21 protein-coding genes are annotated in these 20,108 nt (G+C 76.2%); 15 read left to right on the top strand and 6 right to left on the bottom strand.

Features of this window, described 5'->3' with window-relative positions:
* Window positions 1–87: 87 nt before the first annotated feature.
* From clsA to JOD57_RS00785, 9 genes are all read left to right on the top strand, one after another.
* Complete coding sequence (gene clsA / locus JOD57_RS00825) at window positions 88–783, top strand: cardiolipin synthase ClsA (protein WP_307824349.1); 696 nt, start codon at window positions 88–90, stop codon at window positions 781–783.
* Window positions 780–1,712, top strand: coding sequence for a DUF881 domain-containing protein (locus tag JOD57_RS00820; RefSeq protein WP_307824348.1), 933 nt, complete (start codon window positions 780–782; stop codon window positions 1,710–1,712). Before clsA ends, JOD57_RS00820 begins: the two co-directional genes overlap by 4 nt.
* A 3-nt stretch (window positions 1,713–1,715) precedes the next feature.
* The gene (locus tag JOD57_RS00815) at window positions 1,716–2,048 is read left to right on the top strand and encodes a small basic family protein (protein ID WP_204690149.1); all 333 of its coding nucleotides are present in this window, start codon (window positions 1,716–1,718) and stop codon (window positions 2,046–2,048) included.
* Window positions 2,045–2,932: a DUF881 domain-containing protein gene (locus JOD57_RS00810; protein WP_204690148.1), complete on the top strand. Its 888-nt coding sequence runs from the start codon at window positions 2,045–2,047 to the stop codon at window positions 2,930–2,932. The genes JOD57_RS00815 and JOD57_RS00810 overlap by 4 nt, the downstream gene beginning before the upstream one ends.
* A gap of 23 nt (window positions 2,933–2,955) precedes the next feature.
* Window positions 2,956–3,363: a glycine cleavage system protein GcvH gene (gcvH, locus tag JOD57_RS00805; RefSeq protein WP_204690147.1), complete on the top strand. Its 408-nt coding sequence runs from the start codon at window positions 2,956–2,958 to the stop codon at window positions 3,361–3,363.
* A gap of 262 nt (window positions 3,364–3,625) precedes the next feature.
* Window positions 3,626–4,144 carry an oxoglutarate dehydrogenase inhibitor Odhl gene (odhI, locus tag JOD57_RS00800; RefSeq protein WP_204690146.1) on the top strand — a complete coding sequence of 173 codons (519 nt, stop codon included), beginning with the start codon at window positions 3,626–3,628 and terminating at the stop codon, window positions 4,142–4,144.
* A 4-nt stretch (window positions 4,145–4,148) separates the two neighbouring features.
* The gene (ftsR, locus tag JOD57_RS00795) at window positions 4,149–4,910 is read left to right on the top strand and encodes a transcriptional regulator FtsR (RefSeq protein WP_204690145.1); all 762 of its coding nucleotides are present in this window, start codon (window positions 4,149–4,151) and stop codon (window positions 4,908–4,910) included.
* Window positions 4,911–5,002: 92 nt separating this feature from the next.
* Window positions 5,003–5,488, top strand: coding sequence for a bifunctional nuclease family protein (locus JOD57_RS00790; RefSeq protein ID WP_204690144.1), 486 nt, complete (start codon window positions 5,003–5,005; stop codon window positions 5,486–5,488).
* A gap of 299 nt (window positions 5,489–5,787) precedes the next feature.
* Window positions 5,788–6,363 carry a MerR family transcriptional regulator gene (locus JOD57_RS00785; protein ID WP_204690143.1) on the top strand — a complete coding sequence of 192 codons (576 nt, stop codon included), beginning with the start codon at window positions 5,788–5,790 and terminating at the stop codon, window positions 6,361–6,363.
* Between the two features lie 165 nt (window positions 6,364–6,528).
* On the opposite strand, the gene JOD57_RS00780 is transcribed toward JOD57_RS00785, so the two are convergent.
* Window positions 6,529–7,077 (bottom strand): VOC family protein, encoded by a 549-nt coding sequence (locus JOD57_RS00780; protein WP_204690142.1) that lies wholly within the window; start codon window positions 7,075–7,077, stop codon window positions 6,529–6,531.
* Between the two features lie 134 nt (window positions 7,078–7,211).
* Between JOD57_RS00780 and JOD57_RS00775 the strand changes: the two genes are divergently transcribed.
* Both JOD57_RS00775 and gcvP read left to right on the top strand, forming a co-directional pair.
* Window positions 7,212–8,201 carry an AraC family transcriptional regulator gene (locus JOD57_RS00775; protein WP_204690141.1) on the top strand — a complete coding sequence of 330 codons (990 nt, stop codon included), beginning with the start codon at window positions 7,212–7,214 and terminating at the stop codon, window positions 8,199–8,201.
* A 10-nt stretch (window positions 8,202–8,211) separates the two neighbouring features.
* Window positions 8,212–11,202 carry an aminomethyl-transferring glycine dehydrogenase gene (gene gcvP / locus JOD57_RS00770; RefSeq protein ID WP_204690140.1) on the top strand — a complete coding sequence of 997 codons (2,991 nt, stop codon included), beginning with the start codon at window positions 8,212–8,214 and terminating at the stop codon, window positions 11,200–11,202.
* 61 nt (window positions 11,203–11,263) lie between these two features.
* Here the strand turns inward: gcvP and JOD57_RS00765 are convergent, their stop codons facing one another.
* Entirely contained in the window at window positions 11,264–12,160 is an 897-nt protein-coding gene (locus JOD57_RS00765; protein WP_307824346.1) for a DUF5701 family protein, read from the bottom strand.
* Between JOD57_RS00765 and JOD57_RS00760 the strand changes: the two genes are divergently transcribed.
* Entirely contained in the window at window positions 12,126–12,809 is a 684-nt protein-coding gene (locus JOD57_RS00760; RefSeq protein ID WP_204690139.1) for a hypothetical protein, read from the top strand. The genes JOD57_RS00765 and JOD57_RS00760 overlap by 35 nt on opposite strands.
* A 16-nt stretch (window positions 12,810–12,825) precedes the next feature.
* Here JOD57_RS00760 and JOD57_RS00755 read toward each other — a convergent pair whose 3' ends face one another.
* Window positions 12,826–13,029: a DUF5999 family protein gene (locus JOD57_RS00755; protein ID WP_204695053.1), complete on the bottom strand. Its 204-nt coding sequence runs from the start codon at window positions 13,027–13,029 to the stop codon at window positions 12,826–12,828.
* 268 nt (window positions 13,030–13,297) lie between these two features.
* Complete coding sequence (gene coaA, locus JOD57_RS00750; protein WP_204690138.1) at window positions 13,298–14,260, bottom strand: type I pantothenate kinase; 963 nt, start codon at window positions 14,258–14,260, stop codon at window positions 13,298–13,300.
* Between the two features lie 115 nt (window positions 14,261–14,375).
* Here coaA and JOD57_RS00745 point away from each other — a divergent pair, with 115 nt between their 5' ends.
* Window positions 14,376–15,200: a GNAT family N-acetyltransferase gene (locus tag JOD57_RS00745; protein ID WP_204690137.1), complete on the top strand. Its 825-nt coding sequence runs from the start codon at window positions 14,376–14,378 to the stop codon at window positions 15,198–15,200.
* A gap of 16 nt (window positions 15,201–15,216) precedes the next feature.
* Here the strand turns inward: JOD57_RS00745 and JOD57_RS00740 are convergent, their stop codons facing one another.
* Window positions 15,217–16,119, bottom strand: coding sequence for a serine hydrolase (locus tag JOD57_RS00740; RefSeq protein WP_239568003.1), 903 nt, complete (start codon window positions 16,117–16,119; stop codon window positions 15,217–15,219).
* Window positions 16,120–16,200: 81 nt separating this feature from the next.
* On the bottom strand, window positions 16,201–16,746 hold the full coding sequence (locus JOD57_RS00735) for a YbhB/YbcL family Raf kinase inhibitor-like protein (RefSeq protein ID WP_204690136.1): 546 nt from the start codon (window positions 16,744–16,746) through the stop codon (window positions 16,201–16,203).
* 186 nt (window positions 16,747–16,932) lie between these two features.
* Between JOD57_RS00735 and JOD57_RS00730 the strand changes: the two genes are divergently transcribed.
* Both JOD57_RS00730 and JOD57_RS00725 read left to right on the top strand, forming a co-directional pair.
* Window positions 16,933–17,682, top strand: coding sequence for a beta-phosphoglucomutase family hydrolase (locus JOD57_RS00730; protein ID WP_204690135.1), 750 nt, complete (start codon window positions 16,933–16,935; stop codon window positions 17,680–17,682).
* Window positions 17,679–20,051 (top strand): glycoside hydrolase family 65 protein, encoded by a 2,373-nt coding sequence (locus tag JOD57_RS00725; protein ID WP_204690134.1) that lies wholly within the window; start codon window positions 17,679–17,681, stop codon window positions 20,049–20,051. The genes JOD57_RS00730 and JOD57_RS00725 overlap by 4 nt, the downstream gene beginning before the upstream one ends.
* Window positions 20,052–20,108 lie beyond the last annotated feature (57 nt).

The following is a 20,108-nucleotide window of genomic DNA, read 5'->3' as shown; positions in this document are numbered from 1 at the left end:
AGGGTGGAGTCCGGGACGGTGCGCCGCGGCCGGTCGTCGGCGGGGGACACTAGCCTCGGGCACGGTGTGCAGCGGGGTGGAGGTGCAGTGACGTCGTCGCAGGGGCGCTCGGCCGCCGTCCCGGCGTCCCCGGGACGGCCGGCGCCCGGCACGCCGCCGGTGCCCGACCGCAACGAGCTCCCCGACCGCGTGTGGACGGTGCCCAACGCGCTGTCAGTGCTGCGGCTGCTCGGCGTCCCGCTGTTCCTGTGGCTGCTGCTGGGCCCCGAGGCCGACGGCTGGGCGGTGGTCGTCCTGATGGTCTCCGGCGTCACCGACTGGGCCGACGGCAAGCTCGCCCGCGTCCTCGGCCAGTCCAGCCGGCTGGGCGCGCTGCTCGACCCGGCCGCCGACCGGCTCTACATCGTCGCGACGCTGATCGCCTTCGTGCTGCGCGACGTCGTGCCGCCGTGGCTGGTCGCGGTGCTGGTGGGCCGCGAGCTCGTCCTCGGCGTCGCGCTCCTGGTCCTGCGCCGGCACGGCTACCCGCCGCTGCAGGTGCACTACCTGGGCAAGGCGGCCACCTTCATCCTCCTCTACGCCTTCCCGCTGCTGCTGCTGGCCGACGGCGGCGGTGCGTGGACCGGCGTCGTCCAGCCGGTGGCGTGGGCACTGACCATCTGGGGCAGCGCGCTCTACGTGCTGGCCGGCGTGCTCTACGTCGTCCAGGTGCTCGGTCTGGTGCGCGCCGAGCGGGCGGCCGGCCCGGTCCGCGCCGGTGCCGCGGCCGGCTCCGCGCCGTGACCGCGCCCCGGCCGGGTGCGCCCGGTCGTGGCGGCCCGCGCTCGATGGGCGCCTCGCTGCTCGACCAGGTGCTCGCCGAGACCCTCGACCCCGCCTACGCCCGCGCCGCCGCGGCGCGCACGGCCCGCGCCGACGCCGGCGAGCCGCCGCACGCCGCGTGGCGCCGCCGCGGGGCGCCCGCGGCCGTCGCGCTGACCATGGCCGCGGCCGGCCTGCTCGCCGCCGTCACCTACGCCCAGGCCGCGTCCGGCGAGGAGGGCCGCGAGGAGGTCCGCACGGCGCTGGTCACGGAGATCCAGACCCAGTCCGACACCGCCGACGACCTCGTCGCCGAGCTCGAGTCGCTGCGCGGGCAGACGGCCGACGCGCGGGAGGCGGCCCTGGCCGCCAGCGCCGAGGGCCAGCGCGCCATCGACGACCTCGACGCCGCCGAGCAGGCCGCCGGCCTGGTCGCGGTGACCGGTCCCGGGCTGCTGGTCACCCTGGCCAACGCCGAGCCCGACGCCGACGCCGACCCGGTGGGCGGCGCCGAGGAGGACACCCGCGGCCGGGTCCAGGACGGCGACCTGCAGCTGGTCGTCAACGCGCTGTGGGCCGCCGGCGCCGAGGCGGTCGCCATCAACGGCCAGCGGCTGGGCCCCACCACCGCCATCCGCTTCGCCGGGGAGGCGGTCCTCGTCGACTTCCGGCCGGTCGCCAACCCCTACGAGATCAACGCCATCGGCGACCCGGACGAGCTCCGGTCGCGGTTCCTGGCCAGCCCCGAGGTCAACGCCCTGGCCGTCATCTCGGAGTCCTTCGGCCTGCGTTTCGAGTTCGCCCAGGAGGACGAGCTGTCCGTGCCCGCCGGGGGAGTCCCCGAGCTGCGATCCGCCGTCCCGTCCGCCGGCCGGCCGGCGGAGGCCGCCGCCACCGGCACGGGGGGCTGAGCGGTGCTCCCCGTCATCGGCCTGGCGGTCGGCATCGCCCTCGGCCTGTTCTTCGACCCGACCGTGCCGCTGTGGCTGCAGCCCTACCTGCCGATCGCCGTGGTGGCCGCCCTCGACGCGGTCTTCGGCGGCGCCCGGGCCCGGCTCGACGGGATCTTCGACGCCAAGGTGTTCGTCATCTCGTTCGTGTCGAACGTCGTCGTCGCCGGGCTGATCGTCTTCCTCGGCGACCAGCTCGGGGTGGGCGCGCAGCTGTCCACGGCGGTCGTCGTCGTCCTCGGCATCCGCATCTTCGGCAACGCCGCGGCCATCCGCCGGCACCTGTTCCGGGCATGAGCGACGACCCGCGTCCCGCGGAGGGCGCCGAGCAGCCCCGGCCGGCCACGGCGGAGGAGCCGCCCGCGGAGGAGCCGCGCGTCGAGGAGTCCGCTGCGGAGGAGTCCGCTGCGGAGGGGCCGTTCGCGGAGGAGCCGGTCGCGGAGGAGCCTCCTGCCGAGGAGCCCGCGGTGGGCGTCGCGCCGCCCGGCCCGTCGCGCCGCCGCCAGCGGCGGGTGGCCGGCGCGCTGATCGCCGTGCTCACCGTCCTGCTCGGCTTCGCCATCGCGGTGCAGGTGCGCAGCACCGGCACCGGCCAGGCGCTCGCAGGCGCCCGCGAGGAGGAGCTGGTCGCCATCCTGGACGACCTCGACGCCCAGGAAGCCCGGCTGCGGCAGCAGATCGCCGACCAGCGCGCGGCCCTGCGGGAGCTGTCGGACACCGACAGCCGCTCCGCCGCCGCCCTCGAGAACGCCGCCGAGCGCGCCGAGGCCCTGGCGATCCTCAACGGGACCGTCGCCGCCGAGGGCCCCGGCCTGGTCATGACCATCCGCGACCCCGAGGGACGGGTGCGCGTCGCCGACCTGCTCGACGCCATCCAGGAGCTGCGCGGCGCCGGCGCGGAGACCCTGCAGATCGACGGCGTCCGGGTGGGCGTGTCCACCGCCGTCACCGGCGTGCCGGGTGACCTGCAGATCGACGGCCGGCCGGTCGCCGCCCCCTACGAGGTCGTCGTCATCGGCTCGCCGCCGGACCTGCAGACCGCGATGGGCATCCCCGGCGGCGTGGTGGACCGGGTCGGCCGGCAGGGCGGCACCGTCGACATCGAGCAGCGCGACCGGGTCGTCGTCGACGCGTTGCGGCCCCTGGACGAGCCTCAATACGCTCAGCCGCAGACCGAGTGAGGACGACCCTGGAGACCTGCCGCATGACGACCACCCCGGACGACCGCCGCTACACCGACCAGCACGAGTGGGCGCTCGTGCAGGGGACCGAGGGGGCGGGGACGGTCGTCCGGGTGGGCATCACCGACCACGCGCAGGACGCCCTGGGCGACATCGTCTTCGTGCAGCTGCCCGCCGTGGGGGAGGAGGTGGCCCCGGGCAACCCGATCGGCGAGGTCGAGTCGACCAAGTCGGTCTCCGACGTCTACTCGCCGGTGGCCGGGGTCGTCTCGGCGGTCAACGAGGTGCTCACCGACACCCCCGAGACGGTCAACGCCGACCCCTACGGCGCGGGCTGGCTGGTCGAGATCACCGTGACCGGGGACGACGGCGACCCGACCGCCGACCTGCTCGACTCAGCCGCCTACCAGGCGCTGGTCGACGCGACCTGACCGCCCCCGGGTCCCCCGGCCCCCCCGGGGCGGTGCCTATGCTGCCCCTCGGGAACCGGCTCCGGCCGGCCCGCCGGGACAGCTGTGACGTCGCGCTGACGCCTGGTTGACCCTCGGGACGACCGCTGGTTCCATGACCCACGGCCCGCCGTGCCCGGCACGGCGGCCGACCCACGACGGACTGCCCGGTCCGTCGTCCGCCGGCCGCCCGCGGCAGACCCCCTCGCCCGCGGCGGTGCCCCCTGCACCGGAGGAGACAGACGTGCACTGCACTCGCTGTGGCCACGACAACCCCGAGGGCAGTCGCTTCTGCGCGCAGTGCGGCGCCGCCCTCTCCCAGGAGCGCGTCGGCGAGTCGACCAGCGTCATCCCGAAGGTCGGCGGGGAGGACTCCGGCGAGGTCCCCGAGGTGTCCGAGCCGGCCGCCGACGCGCACCTCGGCGCCGTCGAGTCGCTGCCGGCCGGGTCGGCCCTGCTGGTCGTCAAGCGCGGCCCCAACGCCGGCAGCCGCTTCCTGCTCGACCAGGACGTCACCACAGCCGGGCGCCACCCCGACAGCGACATCTTCCTCGACGACGTGACCGTCAGCCGCCGGCACGTGGAGTTCCACCGCGAGGGCGGCGGCTTCTCCGTGCACGACGTGGGCAGCCTCAACGGCACCTACGTCAACCGCGAGCCGGTCGACGTCGCGACCCTGGCCGGCGGTGACGAGGTGCAGATCGGCAAGTTCCGCCTCGTCTACCTGACCGGCCCCCGCACCGGCGAGCCCGCCGCCCGCTGAGCCGGTGCCCGGAGCGCGTGCCGGCGCGTCCGGGGACGACGCCGCCGGCGTCCACGCACCCCGCCTGACCATCGGCGCGGTGCTGGCCGCCCTCCGCGACGACTTCCCGGACGTGACGATCAGCAAGATCCGGTACCTGGAGAGCGAGGACCTGGTCCACCCGCAGCGGACCCCCTCGGGGTACCGGAAGTTCTCCCGGGCCGACGTCGACCGGCTGCGGTACGTGCTGACCGCGCAGCGGGACCACTACCTCCCGCTGCGCGTCATCAAGGAGCACCTCGACGCGCTCGACCGCGGGCTGCCGCTGCCGGGCACCGGTCCGGCGGTGCCGCCGCCGGCGCCGGGGCCGGACCGGCCGCGGCAGGGCACGGACGGCGAGCCCGCGGAGGCCGCCGTGCCCCCGCTGACGCCCGACGAGTTCGCGCGCGCCGCCGGCCTGGACCGCGACCAGCTGGCCGACTGCGTGCAGTTCGGGCTGCTCGCGCCCGATGCCGACGGGCGTCACCCGGCCGGCGACCTGCCCATCGCGCAGGCCGCCGCGGGCCTGGCCCGGCACGGGTTCGAGCCGCGCCACCTGCGGGCGTTCCGCACCGGCGCCGAGCGGGAGGCGGGGCTGGTCGAGCAGCTGGTCGCGCCGGTGCTGCGGTCGCGCTCGGAGGACGCCCGCGCCCGCGCCACGGAGAAGCTCGCGGAGCTCGCGGCACTGTCGGCGCAGCTGCACCGGGCCCTGCTCGAAGCACGCCTCCGGGACCTCCTGCGCCCATGAGTCCGGCGTACGGTGGAGGGGCTGCCGGACCGGCCGCCCCGCGGTCCCGCCCCGGCGCCCACCCGTACCGCCGCAGCTGAGGGAGCAACACCGTGCAGGAACTCAGAGTCGTCGGGGTCCGGGTCGAGCTGCCCGGCAACCAGCCGATCCTGCTGCTCAAGGAGACGCAGGGCGAGCGCTACCTGCCCATCTGGATCGGTGCGGTCGAGGCCGCCGCGATCGCCTTCGAGCAGCAGGGCGTGCGCCCCGCGCGGCCGATGACCCACGACCTGCTGCGCGAGGTCGTCCGCACGCTGGGTGCCGAGCTCGAGGCGGTCAACATCACCGAGATGCGCGACGGCATCTACATCGCCGAGCTGGTGTTCGGCGACGACCGGGTGGTCAGCGCCCGCCCGTCGGACGCCGTCGCCCTCGCCGTCCGCACCGGCGCGCCGATCTACGGCGCCGAGGACCTGCTCGACGAGGTCGGGATCGAGATCCCCGACGAGCAGGAGGACGAGGTCGAGAAGTTCCGCGAGTTCCTCGACCAGATCTCGCCCGAGGACTTCGGCGCCGGGTCCGGTTCCGGCGGGGCGTGAGCCCCACGGGGCGGCGGTGCCCCCGGCGGTGCTCCGCGCGGGAACGCCCGGGGCGGCCGGGACCCCACCCGCCTCGTCCGTCACACGCGTCCCGACCCGCGCGCCTCGGCTGCACGCCGGTGCCGCGAGTGCCGATACCACCCCCTCGGGGTGAGTGGGGCGACACGCCGCCCAGGTCAGTTGACCGCCCTGGGGGCCCGGCTTACGGTCGCGGACGACACCGGTGTTGCTCCTGTGACCACGCAGGCGACGCCGGACGACCGCCGCGCCCGTGGCGGGACGCGAAGGAGGACGCTGACGTGAGCGACCAGAGCGAGGGCTCCCAGGGTCAGCTCTTCAGCGACGCCGCCGTGGGTGCGACGGACTACGACGAGGTCGACAGCGACCTGGTCGGGTACCGCGGCCCCACGGCGTGTGCCGCCGCCGGGATCACCTACCGCCAGCTGGACTACTGGGCCCGTACCGGCCTGGTCGCCCCCTCGGTCCGCAGTGCGACCGGGTCGGGCACCCAGCGGCTCTACTCGTTCCGCGACATCCTGGTCCTCAAGGTGGTCAAGCGACTGCTGGACACCGGGGTCTCGCTGCAGAACATCCGCAAGGCCGTCGACCACCTGCGCAACCGCGGCATCAAGGACCTCGCCAACGTCACGCTGTTCTCCGACGGGGCGACGGTCTACGAGTGCACCTCGGCCGAGGAGGTCGTCGACCTGCTCGCCGGCGGCCAGGGGGTGTTCGGCATCGCCGTCTCCGGCGCGCTGCGCGAGCTCTCCGGTGAGCTGGCCGAGCTGCCCGCCGAGCGTCTCGACGGCGCACCGCTGCACGCCGCGGAGGACGAGCTGTCGATGCGCCGCCGCCGCCGGGCCGCCACCGCCTGAGCCGCCACCGCCTCGGCCGCCTCAGCCGCACCGCCCGAGCCGCACCGCGGCAGGCCCGCACGTCCCGGAGGGGGCGTCCCGCACCCGCGGGACGCCCCCTCCGGCCATGTCCGCGGGGGAGGACCGTGCACCCCCGCGGAGGCGCGCGGAGCAGCGCCGGTCCGGTCAGCCGTGCCCGGGAGCGGGGCGCGGCTCCGGCAGGGCCAGGAGCGGGTCGGTGTAGAGCTCGGGGTCCCCGGTCGCGGTGGCGCGGACGCCGAGGAAGGTCCGCGGGCCGGCCGCGTCGTGCACCACGCGCAGGGCGATGCCGTCCGGGTCGAGGAACTCCGTCCACGCGCCGTCGGCGTGCCGGCCACTGGTCCAGGGGATGCCGAGGGCGTCGGCGCGCGCCCGCACCCGGGCGGCCGCGGCCGCGTCGGCGGCCTCGACGATCAGGGGGTGCTCGCCGCGCAGGTCGGCCCGTCCCGCGGTGGTCGAGCGCAGCCGCAGCGCGACCATGTAGTGCGCCGACCAGTCGGCCAGCGCGCAGCCGGTGACCTGCCGCCCGTCGCCGAACTCGCGGACGTAGGCGAGGCCGAGCAGGTCGCGGTACCAGGCCGCGCTGCGGGCGAGGTCGCTGACCGGCACGGCGACGACCACGACGCCGGTCACGTCCCCCGGGTGGTCGGCCGGCCTGGTCCGGCTTGCCGCGGCGGTCTGGTCGAGGGTGGTCATGGTCTCGTCCTCCTGCTCGGGTGGATGGTGCTCACGGGCATGGACGCTAGGGAGGCGCGCGGGCACGATCCACGTGCCGCCGTCTCGCGTTCTCCTCCATCCGTCTCGCGGCGGCGACCCGGCGGGGTGTGACCGTGGACCTGCTCAGCTCGGTGCTCCGGGAGGTGCGGCTGGAGAGCGCCGCCTACCGGCTGCTGGAGCTGCGCGCGCCCTGGCGGCTGCGCTTCGACGGCGGCCTGCGGGGCGTGCACGTGGTCGCGTCCGGCCGGTGCGTCCTGCAGCTCGACGGCGAGCCGCCGCGCGACCTGGGCACCGGCGACCTCGTCGTCCTCCCGCAGGCCGACGCCCACGAGCTCGGCTCCGTCGGCTCGGCCGGCCTGCCCACCCTGTCGAGCCTGGACCTGGCCCGCCGGACGCCGGGCACCCACCTGGCGGCCGGGGGCGACGGCGAGCGCACCACCGTCGTCTGCGGCGCCTTCACCTTCGGCGACGCGGACCACCCGGCGGTCGCCGGCTTCCCGCGCTGCGTCCGCGTCCCCGCCGAGGACGGTCGGCCGCCCGGGTGGGTCGCGGGGGTGGCCGGCGCCCTGCTCGCCGAGGCGCGCGACGGCGGACCGGGCAGCGAGGTGGTCATGGCGCGGCTGTCCGACGCCGTGGTCACCCGGGCGCTGCGCCACCACCTGCAGACCGCCGACGAGCCGGGCTGGCTGCGCGGGCTGCACGACCCGCACGTCGCCCGGGCGCTGGCGGCCGTGCACGCCGACCTCGCCGCGCCGTGGACGGTGGCGGCGCTCGCCCGCGTGGCCGGGCTGTCCCGGGCCGCGTTCGCGGCGCGCTTCACCGCGGCGGTCGGGCAGCCGCCGGCGCAGTACCTCTCCGGCGCCCGCATGCGCCGGGCGATGACCCTGCTCCGCGCGGAGGGCGCGACCGCCGCGGGGGTCGCCTCCCGGGTCGGGTACGCCTCGGAGGCGTCCTTCGCGGTGGCCTTCACCCGGCACGCCGGCTGTCCGCCCGGTGCCTGGCGGCGGCGGGCCCGGAGCCGCACCGCCGCGGCCGGGGCCGTCCCCCCGCCGCCCCCTGTGACGCCGGTCTCGGCGGAGGAGGCGCTGGCGGGCCGCTGGTAGCGTCGCGGTAATGGCGGACGCTGCTGCTGGCCCCCTCCCCTCGCTCCGGTCCCTGCAGCCCGCCGGCTCCTTCGCCGGCCGGCACATCGGCCCGCGCGCAGGTGAGACCGACGCGATGCTCGAGACGGTCGGGCACCCCTCGCTGCAGTCGCTGGTCGACGCCTGCGTGCCCGAGGCGGTCCGCGACCGCGACGCGCTGAGCCTGCCCCCGGCCGCCGACGAGGCCGCCGTCCTCGCGGAGCTGCGCGAGCGGGCCGCCGCCAACGAGGTGTTCACCTCCATGATCGGGCTGGGCTACTCCGGCACGCACACCCCGGCGGTGATCCAGCGCAACGTCCTGGAGAACCCCGCCTGGTACACCGCCTACACGCCCTACCAGCCCGAGATCAGCCAGGGCCGGCTCGAGGCGCTGCTGAACTTCCAGACGATGGTCGCCGACCTCACCGGCCTGCCCGTCGCCGGCGCCTCCGTGCTCGACGAGGCCACCGCCGCCGCCGAGGCGATGACCCTGGTCCGCCGCGCCGGCCGCGCGAAGCCCGGCGCGGTGTTCGTCGTCGACGCCGACACGCTGCCGCAGACCCTCGCGGTGCTCGCGACCCGCGCCGAGCCGCTGGGCATCGGCCTGCACGTCGCCGACCTGTCCGAGGGCTGGCCGGCCGACCTGCCCGAGGCCGGCGCGTTCGGCGTCCTGCTGTCCTACCCGGGGGCCAGCGGCGCGGTCCGCGACCACCGGGCGCTGGCCGAGGCCGCGCACGCGGCGGGCGCGTCGGTCGTCGTGGCCGCCGACGTCCTGGCGCTGGCGCTGCTCGAGGCGCCGGGGGAGTGGGGCGCCGACGTCGCCTGCGGCAGCACCCAGCGCTTCGGCGTCCCCCTGGGCTACGGCGGTCCGCACGCCGGCTACCTGTCGGTGCGCGAGGGGCTGGCCCGCCAGCTGCCCGGCCGGCTGGTCGGGGTCTCGGTGGACGCCGACGGCGACGTCGCCTACCGGCTGGCGCTGCAGACCCGCGAGCAGCACATCCGCCGCGAGAAGGCGACGAGCAACATCTGCACCGCGCAGGTCCTGCTCGCGGTCATGGCCGGCGCCTACGCCGTCTACCACGGGCCCGAGGGGCTGGCCGCGATCGCCGCCCGCGTGCACCGCAGCGCGCTGGCGCTGGCCGGGTGGCTGCGCGCCGGCGGGATCGACGTCGTGCACGGCGCGTTCTTCGACACCGTGCAGGCGCGGGTGCCCGGCCGGGCCGACGAGGTGGTCGCGGCCGCCGCGGCCCGGCGGGTGAACCTGCGCCGCGTGGACGCCGACACCGTCGCCGTCGCCTGCGACGAGACGACGACGCCCGAGGTGCTGCGCCTGGTCGCCGAGGCCTTCGGCGTGCCCGCCGACGACGCCGCCCTCGACGACGAGGGCCCCGGCGCGCTGCCCGAGGGCCTGCGCCGGCGCACGCCGTACCTGACCCACCCGGTCTTCTCCGCGCACCGCTCGGAGACGGCGATGATGCGCTACCTGCGCTCGCTGTCGGACAAGGACCTGGCCCTGGACCGCACCATGATCCCGCTGGGCTCGTGCACCATGAAGCTCAACTCGGCCGTGGAGATGGCCGCGATCAGCTGGCCGGAGTTCGCCGGGCTGCACCCCTTCGCCCCGGCCGAGCAGGCCCGCGGCTACCGGCAGCTGATCGACGAGCTGTGCACCTGGCTGGCCGAGATCACCGGCTACGCCGCCGTCAGCGTGCAGCCCAACGCCGGGTCGCAGGGCGAGTTCGCCGGACTGCTGGCCATCCGCGGCTACCACGCCTCCCGCGGCGAGCAGCACCGCGACGTCTGCCTCATCCCCAGCTCCGCGCACGGCACCAACGCCGCCAGCGCGGTGATGGCCGGCATGCGCGTGGTCGTGGTGGCCTGCGACGAGGCCGGCAACGTCGACGTCGCCGACCTGCGCGGCAAGATCGAGCAGCACGCCGGCCGGCTGGCCGCGATCATGATCACCTACCCGTCGACGCACGGGGTGTTCGAGACCGAGATCCGCGACATCTGCGCCGCGGTGCACGACGCCGGCGGGCAGGTCTACGTCGACGGCGCCAACCTCAACGCGATGGTCGGGCTGGCGCGGCCCGGCCGGTTCGGCTCCGACGTCAGCCACCTCAACCTGCACAAGACCTTCTGCATCCCGCACGGCGGCGGCGGGCCCGGCGTCGGCCCGATCGGCGTCCGCGAGCACCTGGTGCCCTTCCTGCCCGGCCACCCGCTGGTCGACACCGGCGGCCGGGGCCCGGCGGTCTCGGGCGCGCCGTGGGGGTCGGCCGGCATCCTGCCGATCTCGTGGGCCTACCTGCGGCTGATGGGTCCCGACGGGCTCACGAGCGCCACCGAGCACGCCGTCCTCGGCGCCAACTACCTCGCCGCCCGGCTGCGCGAGCACTACCCGGTGCTCTACACCGGCGCCGACGGGCTGGTCGCCCACGAGTGCATCCTCGACATCCGCCCGCTCACCAAGGCCACCGGGATCACCAACGACGACGTCGCCAAGCGGCTGGTCGACTTCGGCTTCCACGCCCCGACGATGAGCTTCCCCGTGGCCGGCACGCTGATGGTCGAGCCCACCGAGAGCGAGGACAAGGCCGAGCTCGACCGGTTCGTCGAGGCGATGGTGACCATCCGCGCGGAGATCGCCAAGGTGGCCTCCGGTGAGTACGACCGCGAGGACAACCCGCTGCGCAACGCCCCGCACACCCTGTCGATGCTCGCCGGGACGTGGGACCGCCCCTACACCCGCGAGGAGGCGGTCCACCCGACCCCGGCGCTCACCGGGCGGACCTACCTCGCGCCGGTACGGCGGATCGACCAGGCCTACGGCGACCGCAACCTGGTCTGCTCCTGCCCGCCGCCGGAGGCCTTCGCCGAGCCCGAGCCGGCCTCCGCGCCGGAGGCGCACGTGCCCGACCGTGGCGAGGGCGCCCCCGACGACCTCGGGACGACGGCCGACGTGGTGGGCGCCTCGGCCTGAGGGGGACCCCGCTGCCCCCCAGCTCGGCGCGGGACCCGGCAGGGGGCCGGGACGGAGCGCGTCAGGGGAGGGGCGTGCGGCCGGCGGCGGAGGCGATGCCGAGCCAGGTGTGCCGGTTGCCGGCCCAGCACCAGCCCACCTTGGGGCTGTCCCGGCGCTCCCGGCCGTCCCGGCCGGTGCCGTTGCTGATCCACAGCGCCGGCGTGCGGGCGTCCAGCGACCCGTTCGCCCGCCGCAGCCGGGAGCCGACGGTCATCGTGCAGGCGTTGCGCTCGAGCAGGTCCGGGCACTGCAGCAGCCACGTCAGGCCCTCGGCCACGCTCAGCGGGACGCGGCCGGCCGCACGGATCCGCGGCAGCGCCTCGTCCGGCGTGCAGTTGCGGTGGGTGTCCCCGCGGTCGGGCTCGCGCAGCAGGTACACCGGGGACGGCGGCGCGGCGTCCGCGACGGGGGCGAAGTCGTCGAGGTCGGTCATGTCCGCGACGACGAACGCCGGCCGGTCCCGCCAGCGGACCAGGGGCACCAGCGCCGACGGTGGCACCAGGTCGGCCGCCAGCACGACGAGCCCGTCGCCGGCCGCGGCGGCGGCCTCCCGGAGCCGCGCCGCGGGCATCCCGGCGCGCTCGTGCAGGCCGAGGGCCTCCAGCCGCGCCACCTGGTCGGCGGGGGAGGGCAGGGAGAGGGAGAGGGTCGGCACGGGGACCTCCGGCGGGACGTCGAGCGGCGGACCGTCGGCCAACGGCCGGGCGCCCGCCGGGGTTCCGGCCCCGGCGAGTCGACGGACGGGCGGCCCGCGGAGGACGATCGGCGCCATGACGGCAGCGGGACGGCGGGGACGGGTCCGGACGGCGGGTGCGGCGGCACTGGCGGCCGGTGCGGTGCTGACGGCGGGGTGCGCGGACGCGGGGGAGACGGCGAGCCCGGTGAGCCCCGCGTCGGCCAGGGAGTCGGCCTCCACGTCGGCCTCCACGTCGGCCCCGGCGGAGGCGGCGTCGATCGACGAGCTGCGCGACGCGCTGCTGCCGGCCCCGGCCTTCGGCGCCGACGCCACCGTCGTCGGCCTGACCCTCGAGCAGGTGGGCGCCGGCGGCCTCCCCGACTGGTCGGAGGACTGGTCCAACGGGCTCCCGGACGACGTCACCGTCGACCCGCCGCTGTGCGGCACCGCGCTCGGTGCACTGTCCGGGCTCCCCGGCGTGGGCGAGGACGGCGGTGCCGCACCGGTGCTGGCGGCACAGGCCGCGCTCGGGGACCGGGTGCGCACGGTCGAGGTGCTCGCCGAGTCACCGGAGCTCGAGGGCCTGCAGCTGCCGGTCGACCAGCTGCTCGGCGCGTGCTCGTCGGTCACGGTGAGCGGCCCGCAGGGGTCGAGCACCACCGTCGACCTCGAGGCGCTGGACGTCGCACGGCTCGGCGACCGGAGCGCCGCGCTGCGGGTGACCGTCAGCCGGGACGAGGCGGAGGCGATGACCGCGCTGGTCGGCGTCGTCGTCACCGGGGACCGCGGGCTGCTGCTGGCGCAGACCGCCGCGCCGGACGCGCCGGCGCCCGACGCGGCCGCCTTCACCGCCCTGCTCGGCGACGCGGCGGAGGCGGCCGCCGGCTGAGCGGGTGGCCCTCCTGTCAGGCGGTGACGAGCCCGGCGGTCCGCCACTGGTGGTGGGAGTCGACGGCCTGGCCGTCGGGGAGCAGCTCGCCGTCGTCGTCGAACAGGACGACGCCGTTGCAGAGCAGGCTCCAGCCCTGCTCGGGGTGGCTGCTCACGACGGCGGCGAGGTCACGCGCGTCGCTGGCGGCGTCGGGACAGGGGGCGGTGTGTACGCACATCAGGATCGACTCCCGATCGGCCGGCGGGGAAGCCGGGGTTACTAACAGTGAGTGTCCGACTACCGGACGGCTCCCAGTGTGCGCGTACGCCAGGGAATCGTCAGGTGACGAACCTCACCAGCTCACCCGTCCGGGTCGTCAGCACCTGCCATGGCGATCCCGCGGTGGCGAGGCGGACCATGCCCCGGGACGCCGGGCCCTCATCCGTTATCCCCAACTCTGGGCACGCCCGACAGCGAAGGCGGACGACCCACGACGAGGGGAGGGGTCAGAGCTTGCGGAGGAGCACGCGGCGCACCGAGTGGTCGGCGGCCTTCTGCAGCACCAGCCGGGCACGCGAGCGGGTCGGCGCGATGTTGCTCCGCAGGTTTGGCCCGTTCACCGCGGTCCAGATCGACAGCGCGGTGGCGCGGGCGTCGTCGTCGCTGAGGTCGGCGTAGCAGTGGAAGTAGGCGGTGCTGTCGGCGAACGCCGTCCGCCGCAGGGCGAGGAAGCGGTCGACGTACCACTGCTGGACGTCGGTCTCGGCCGCGTCGACGTACACGGAGAAGTCGAAGAAGTCCGACAGGAACACCTCGGGCGCCCGGCCGTCGTCGCGGCGTCCGGCCTGCAGCACGTTGAGCCCCTCGAGCACGAGGATGTCGGGCCGGTCGACCACCTGCCGCTGCCCGGGCAGCACGTCGTAGTACTGGTGGGAGTAGACCGGTGCGCTGACCTCGCCGCGGCCGGACTTCACGTCGGCGAGGAAGCGGACCAGCGCGCGCCGGTCGTAGCTCTCGGGGAAGCCCTTGCGCGCCATCAGCCCGCGCTGCTCGAGCACCGCGTTGGGCCACAGGAACCCGTCGGTGGTGACCAGGTCGACGCGGGGGGAGCCGGGGGAGGCGGCCAGCAGGGTCTGCAGCAGGCGGGCGGTGGTGCTCTTGCCGACGGCGACGCTGCCGGCGACGGCGATGACGTAGGGCACCTTGGCCGTGGTGTCGCCGAGGAACCGGCTCTGCGCCGCCCACAGCCGCTGGCTGGCGGTCACGTGCAGGGCGAGCAGCTCGGCCAGCGGCAGGTAGACGGTGGCGACCTCGTCGAGGTCGATGCGGTCGCCGAGGCTGCGCAGGGCGCGCAGGTCGGCCTCGTCCAGGGGCAGGGTGCGGTGGCCCGCCAGTGCCCTCCAGGCGTCCCGGTCGAACGCCGCGTAGGGCGAGATCTGCGGGCGGGTCCCTGCCGTCACACGGCCCATCGTGCCGCCCACCGTCCGGGGCCGGTGCCGCCGGGGTCCCCCGTCGGGGGGAGGAGCGGCCCCGACCGGCGCCTCCGCGGCGGCTCGCGGCGCGTCGCGCGTCTAGGGTTCCGCTGTGCCGTCCCGCCTCGGGCTCCTCGACCGCGTCGAGCAGTACGCCGCTGCCGCGCCGCTGGCCGACGCGCGGGTGGTCGCGGCCGGCCCGCTCGACGTGCCGATCGGCCCGTCGGCGTGGCCCTACCCGGCCCGCCCGCGCCCGGGCACGGGCAGCGTCTCGGCCGACGACGTCCGGGCCGCGGTGGCGCTGCAGGAGGAGGCCGGGCTGCCGGCCGCCGTGGAGTGGGTGGGGGAGCGGACGCCGTCGCTCGCCGCCGCGGCGCGCGCGGCCGGGCTGGTGGTCACCGACTTCCCGCTGCTGGTGGTCGCCGACCCGGTGGAGCTGGTGCTGCCGGTCGGGGTGCGGCTGTACCTGGTCGGCGGGGAGGACCCCCGGCTGCCGCACTACCAGCACCTGCTGGAGACCGCGTTCGCGCCGCACGCCGAGGAGGCCGGCGACGACGGCGACCCCCGGGCCGACGGCGGCGGGGCCCCGGCGGAGGACGCGCGGACCGCCGTCCTGCGCGAGCGGGTGGCCACCGGCCGGACGGTGCTGATGGTGGCCATCGAGGACGGCCGGCCGATCGCGGTCGGCTCGCACCACCCCGTCGACGTCGGCGGCAGCGAGGTCAGCGAGGTGGTGGGGGTGGCCACCTCCCCGCGCCGTCGCGGCCGGGGCGTCGGCGCGGCCCTGGCCTCGGCGCTGGTGGCCCAGGCCCGCGAGACCGCCGACCTGGTGTTCCTCACCGCCGGGGACGACGACGTCGCGCGGATCTACGAGCGGGTCGGGTTCGCGCAGGTGGGCACCACCGGGGTCGCCGACCGCCTGCCGCCGGTCTGCTGAGCACGCCCCTCCGGGGTCAGCTGCTCGGCGGGGGCAGCGCGGCCGCCGCGGCCGTCAGGGCCGCCCTGGCCCGGTCGTAGCCGACCGACCGCGGCACCTCGCTGAGCAGGACCACCACGCGCGTCCCGACGACGCCCACCGAGTGCAGGTGACGGTTGCCGCCGACGCAGCACATCCAGCCCTGCTTGACCGCGGGCATCCCCGGGGCGGTGCCGAAGACGCCGAAGCGCTGGTCGAACCCGTCGGCGGCCACGGGCGTCGCGGTGCGCATCCACACCAGCAGGGTGGTGGCGTCGGCCGGGGCGGCGACCGTGGGCAGCAGCGCGAGGAAGCGGGCGAGGTCGCGCGCGGTCGTGATGGTCTCGCCCCACTGCGTCGGGTCCGCCGGCGGCGTGGTGCCGGCGAGCCCGTAGCGGGCGGCGACGTCGCGCACCATCTGCGGACCGCCGAAGCGGTCCCACACCTCGGAGGCGGCCGGGTCGTCCGACGAGCGGATCATGTCCTGCAGCAGCCGCCAGTCCCGCGGCTCGAGCGCGAGCTGCCCGGTGCGCACCCGGTGCAGCACGTCCTCGGCCAGGAACAGCTTCACCATCGAGGCGGTGGGGAAGGGCCGGTCGGCGGCGCCGTTGTCGGCGGTGCGGTAGGACAGCCGGATGTCGCGGGCGTCGAGGGCCCGGTCGCTGAGGCCGTCCCGGGGCTCGACCTGGGCGGTGAGCGCGACGGCGAGCGTGCCGCCGGTGTCGCCGTAGGCGCTCACCATCGCCGGCACCACCTCGGCGGCGGGCGGGCCGGCCAGCGCGCGGCGGGCGCTGCCGAGGGCGAGGTCGGCCAGCAGGACCACCAGCAGGAGGACCGGGACGAGCGCGCGACGGGGCGGCACGGCGCGCGCTGCGGCCGGCCGGGGCACCCGAGTCGACATGGGTCCCGGTATACCCTGGCCGGCCCCGTGCACGCGATCCGGTGGGGAACGTCCTGGTTCCGCCCGTGTTGCGTCCCCGGGTCAGTCCTGCACGTAGGTGGGCACCAGGACCGCCCGGGCCAGGGTGTGGCCGAAGAGGTTGAACCCGTGGAACGCCGGCGAGGCGTCGGCGGGCACGCCCATGTCCTCGGTGTCGAGGGCGTGCACGACGACGAAGTACCGGTGCGGGCCGTGCCCGGCCGGGGGAGCGGCACCGACGTAGCCGGGGAAACCGGCGTCGTTGCGCAGCTGCCGGGCGCCGGCGGGCAGGCCCGAGCCCTCCCGGTCGCCGGCACCGGTGGGCAGCTCGGTGACCGAGGCGGGGATGCCGGTGACCACCCAGTGCCAGAAGCCGCTGACCGTGGGCGCGTCGGGGTCGAAGACGGTGACGGCGAACCCCCGCGTCCCCTCGGGGTGGCCCGACCACGACAGCTGGGGCGAGCGGTCCTCCCCGCCGGCGCCCATGACGCCGCTGACGTGCGGCACGGCCAGGGGACGGCCGTCGGCGACGTCGGTGCTGGTCACCGTGAAGGACGGGACCTCGGGCAGGAAGCCGTAGGGGTCGGGCGGGACGGGCCGGTCGGCCATGGTCGGTCCTCTCCTCGGATCGGGAGGCGGCCCACCGCCGCCCCGCGCCGACCCTAGCCAGGAGGCCCCCGCGGTCCCTCGCCCGCGGACCCGCGGCGGGGCGCTCAGCGGAGCCGGCGGGCACCCGGGAGGGTGGCCGCTGGTCTCGACAGGCTGGGGGCGGGGTCGCGCCGGTAGCGTCGCAGCGTGCTCGGACTCCCGGACGGCATCCGTGCCTGTCTCTTCGACATGGACGGCGTCCTCACCCGCACCGCCACGGTGCACATGGCCGCCTGGAAGCGGACCTTCGACGAGTACCTGCGCGCCACCGACCCGCAGGCCCCCGAGTTCACCCAGCTCGACTACAACCGCTACGTCGACGGCAAGCCGCGGGCCGACGGCGTCCGCGACTTCCTGGCCAGCCGGGGCATCACCCTGCCCGAGGGCTCCCCGGAGGACCCGCCGCAGGCGGCCACCGTGCACGGGATCGGCCGCCGCAAGAACGAGCTGCTGCTCACCGAGCTGGAGGAGAACGGCGTCGAGGTCTACCCGGGGTCCATGGCCTACCTGCGGGCCGTGAAGGCCGCCGGGCTGGCCACCGCGGTCGTCACCGCCTCGGCCAACGGCGAGCAGGTCATCACCGCCGGGGGCTTCGCCGACCTGATCGACGCCCGGGTCGACGGCGTGGTCACCGCCCGCGAGGGGCTGCGGGGCAAGCCCGCCCCCGACACCTTCCTCGCCGGAGCCCGCGCGCTCGGCGTCGAGCCGGCCCGGGCAGCGGTGTTCGAGGACGCCCTCGCCGGGGTCGCCGCCGGGCGGGCCGGGGGCTTCGGCCACGTCGTCGGCGTCGACCGGGTGGGGCAGGCCGACGCGCTGCGGGACAGCGGCGCCGACGTCGTGGTGACCGACCTCGACCAGCTGCTCGACGGCGCCGGCACGGGGGAGCGGGTGTCGTGACCGAGGGGCGCCCCAGCTTCCCGATCGAACCGTGGTCGCTGACCGAGATCGGCATGGACCACGCCTCCCTCGGCGTCCACGAGTCGGTGTTCACCCTCGCCAACGGGCACGTCGGCATGCGCGGCTCGTTCGAGGAGGGCGAGCCGATCGTCGTCCCCGGCACCTACCTCAACGGGTTCTTCGAGGAGCGGCCGCTGCCCTACGCCGAGGCCGGCTACGGCTTCCCGGAGCAGGGGCAGACCGTCGTCAACGTCACCGACGGGAAGCTGATCCGGCTGCTGGTCGGCGACACCCCGCTCGACCTCGACTACGGCGAGATCATCGACCACCGGCGCTCCCTCGACCTGCGCCGCGGGGTGCTGCGGCGGGTCACCGAGTGGCGCTCGCCCAACGGCCGCACGGTCAAGGTGACCAGCACCCGGCTGGTGTCGCTGCGCCGCCGCTCGATCGCCGCCATCGAGTACTCCGTCGAGTGCACCGACGACCGCGGCGACCTCTACATCGCGCTGCAGTCGGACCTGCTGGCCAACGAGCCGGTCGACAGCGGCAGCGAGGGCGACGACCCCCGGGCCGCCGCCGCGCTGCGCCGTCCGCTGGTCAACGAGCTCGCCGTCGGCCGCGGGCAGCGCGCGGTGCTGGTGCACCGCACCCGGCGCAGCAAGCTGCGCCTGGCCGCCGGCATGGACCACGTCGTCGACGTCCCCGACACCGCCAGCCAGGACATGGAGGCCGGCGAGGACCTCGCCCGCTTCACCCTCGCCGCCCGGCTGCCGCAGGGCTCGGCGCTCAAGCTGGTCAAGTACCTGTCCTACGGCTGGAGCTCCCGCCGCTCGGCGGCGGCGCTGCGCGACCAGGTCGAGGGCGCGCTGGCCACGGCGAAGCTGGCCGGCTTCGAGCGGCTGGCACGCGAGCAGAAGGAGGTGCTCGACGAGCACTGGGCGCAGGCCGACGTCGAGATCGAGGGCGACGACGAGCTGCAGCAGGCGGTGCGGGTCGGCGTCTTCCACGTGCTGCAGGCCGGGCTGCGCGCCGAGCGCCAGCCGATCCCGGCCAAGGGGCTGACCGGCCCCGGCTACGACGGCCACACCTTCTGGGACACCGAGACCTACGTGCTCCCCGTCCTCACCTACATCGCCCCCGACGCCGTCCGCGACGCCCTGCGCTGGCGGCACTCGACCCTGGACCTGGCCCGCGCGCGGGCCCGGGAGCTCGGTCGCCAGGGGGCGGCCTTCCCGTGGCGGACCATCCGCGGGGAGGAGACGTCGGGGTACTGGCCGGCGGGGACGGCGGCCTTCCACATCAACGCCGACATCGCCGACGCCGTGGCGCGCTACCGGCACGCCACGCTCGACGAGGAGTTCGACCGTGACTTCGGCGCCGAGCTGCTCATCGAGACCGCCCGGCTGTGGGCCTCGATGGGCCACTTCGACGCCGAGGACGGCTTCCGCATCGACGGCGTGACCGGCCCCGACGAGTACACCGCGGTGGTGGACAACAACGTCTACACCAACCTCATGGCGCAGCGGAACCTGCGCGAGGCGGCCGCGGCGGTGGAGCGCCAGCCCGACGTCGCGGGCCGGTTGCAGGTGACCGAGGACGAGGTCGCGCTCTGGCAGCGCGCCGCCCGGCTCATGCGGGTGCCGTGGGACCCGCGGCTGGGCGTGCACATGCAGTCGGAGGCCTTCACCCACCACGAGGAGTGGGACTTCGCCGCGACGCCGGCCGACCACTACCCGCTGCTGCTGCACTACCCGTACTTCGAGATCTACCGCAAGCAGGTGATCAAGCAGGCCGACCTGGTGATGGCGCTGCACCTGCGCGGGGACGCCTTCACCCACGAGGAGAAGGTCGCCGACTTCGCGTACTACGAGGCGCGCACCGTGCGCGACAGCTCGCTGTCGGCGGCCCAGCAGGCGGTGGTGGCCGCCGAGACCGGGCACCTCGAGCTGGCCTACGACTACTGGGGCGAGGCCGCGCTCACCGACCTGCAGAACCTGCACGGCAACTCCGGGCACGGGCTGCACATCGCCTCGCTGGCGGGCGGGTGGATGATCGCCGTCGCCGGGTTCGGCGGCATGCGCGACCACGACGGCCGGCTGCTGTTCGCCCCGCGGCTGCCCTCGCGGATCAGCCGGCTGCGCTTCCGGCTGGGCTATCAGGGCCGCTGCCTGGAGGTGACGATCGAGAAGGAACGGGCCACCTACCGGGTGCTCGACGGCGAGTCGCTCGACGTCCACCACCACGGGCGCCGGGTGACCGTCGGGGAGAAGGAGGTCGTCCTCGACATCCCGCCGGCGCCGCCGGTCGAGCCGGTGACCCAGCCGCCGGGTGCCGCACCCCGCCGCCGCGGGAGCGGCCGCCGGGACTGACAGCGCGTGCGCGGTGGTTGCCACGCGCTGGCTCAGGCTCGCACGCTCGCGGGAGCT

Origin of the sequence: Geodermatophilus bullaregiensis, from assembly GCF_016907675.1 — a bacterium.
GTDB classification, from domain to species: Bacteria; Actinomycetota; Actinomycetes; order Mycobacteriales; family Geodermatophilaceae; genus Geodermatophilus; species Geodermatophilus bullaregiensis.
This window is presented reverse-complemented; position numbering and strand designations above follow the sequence as displayed.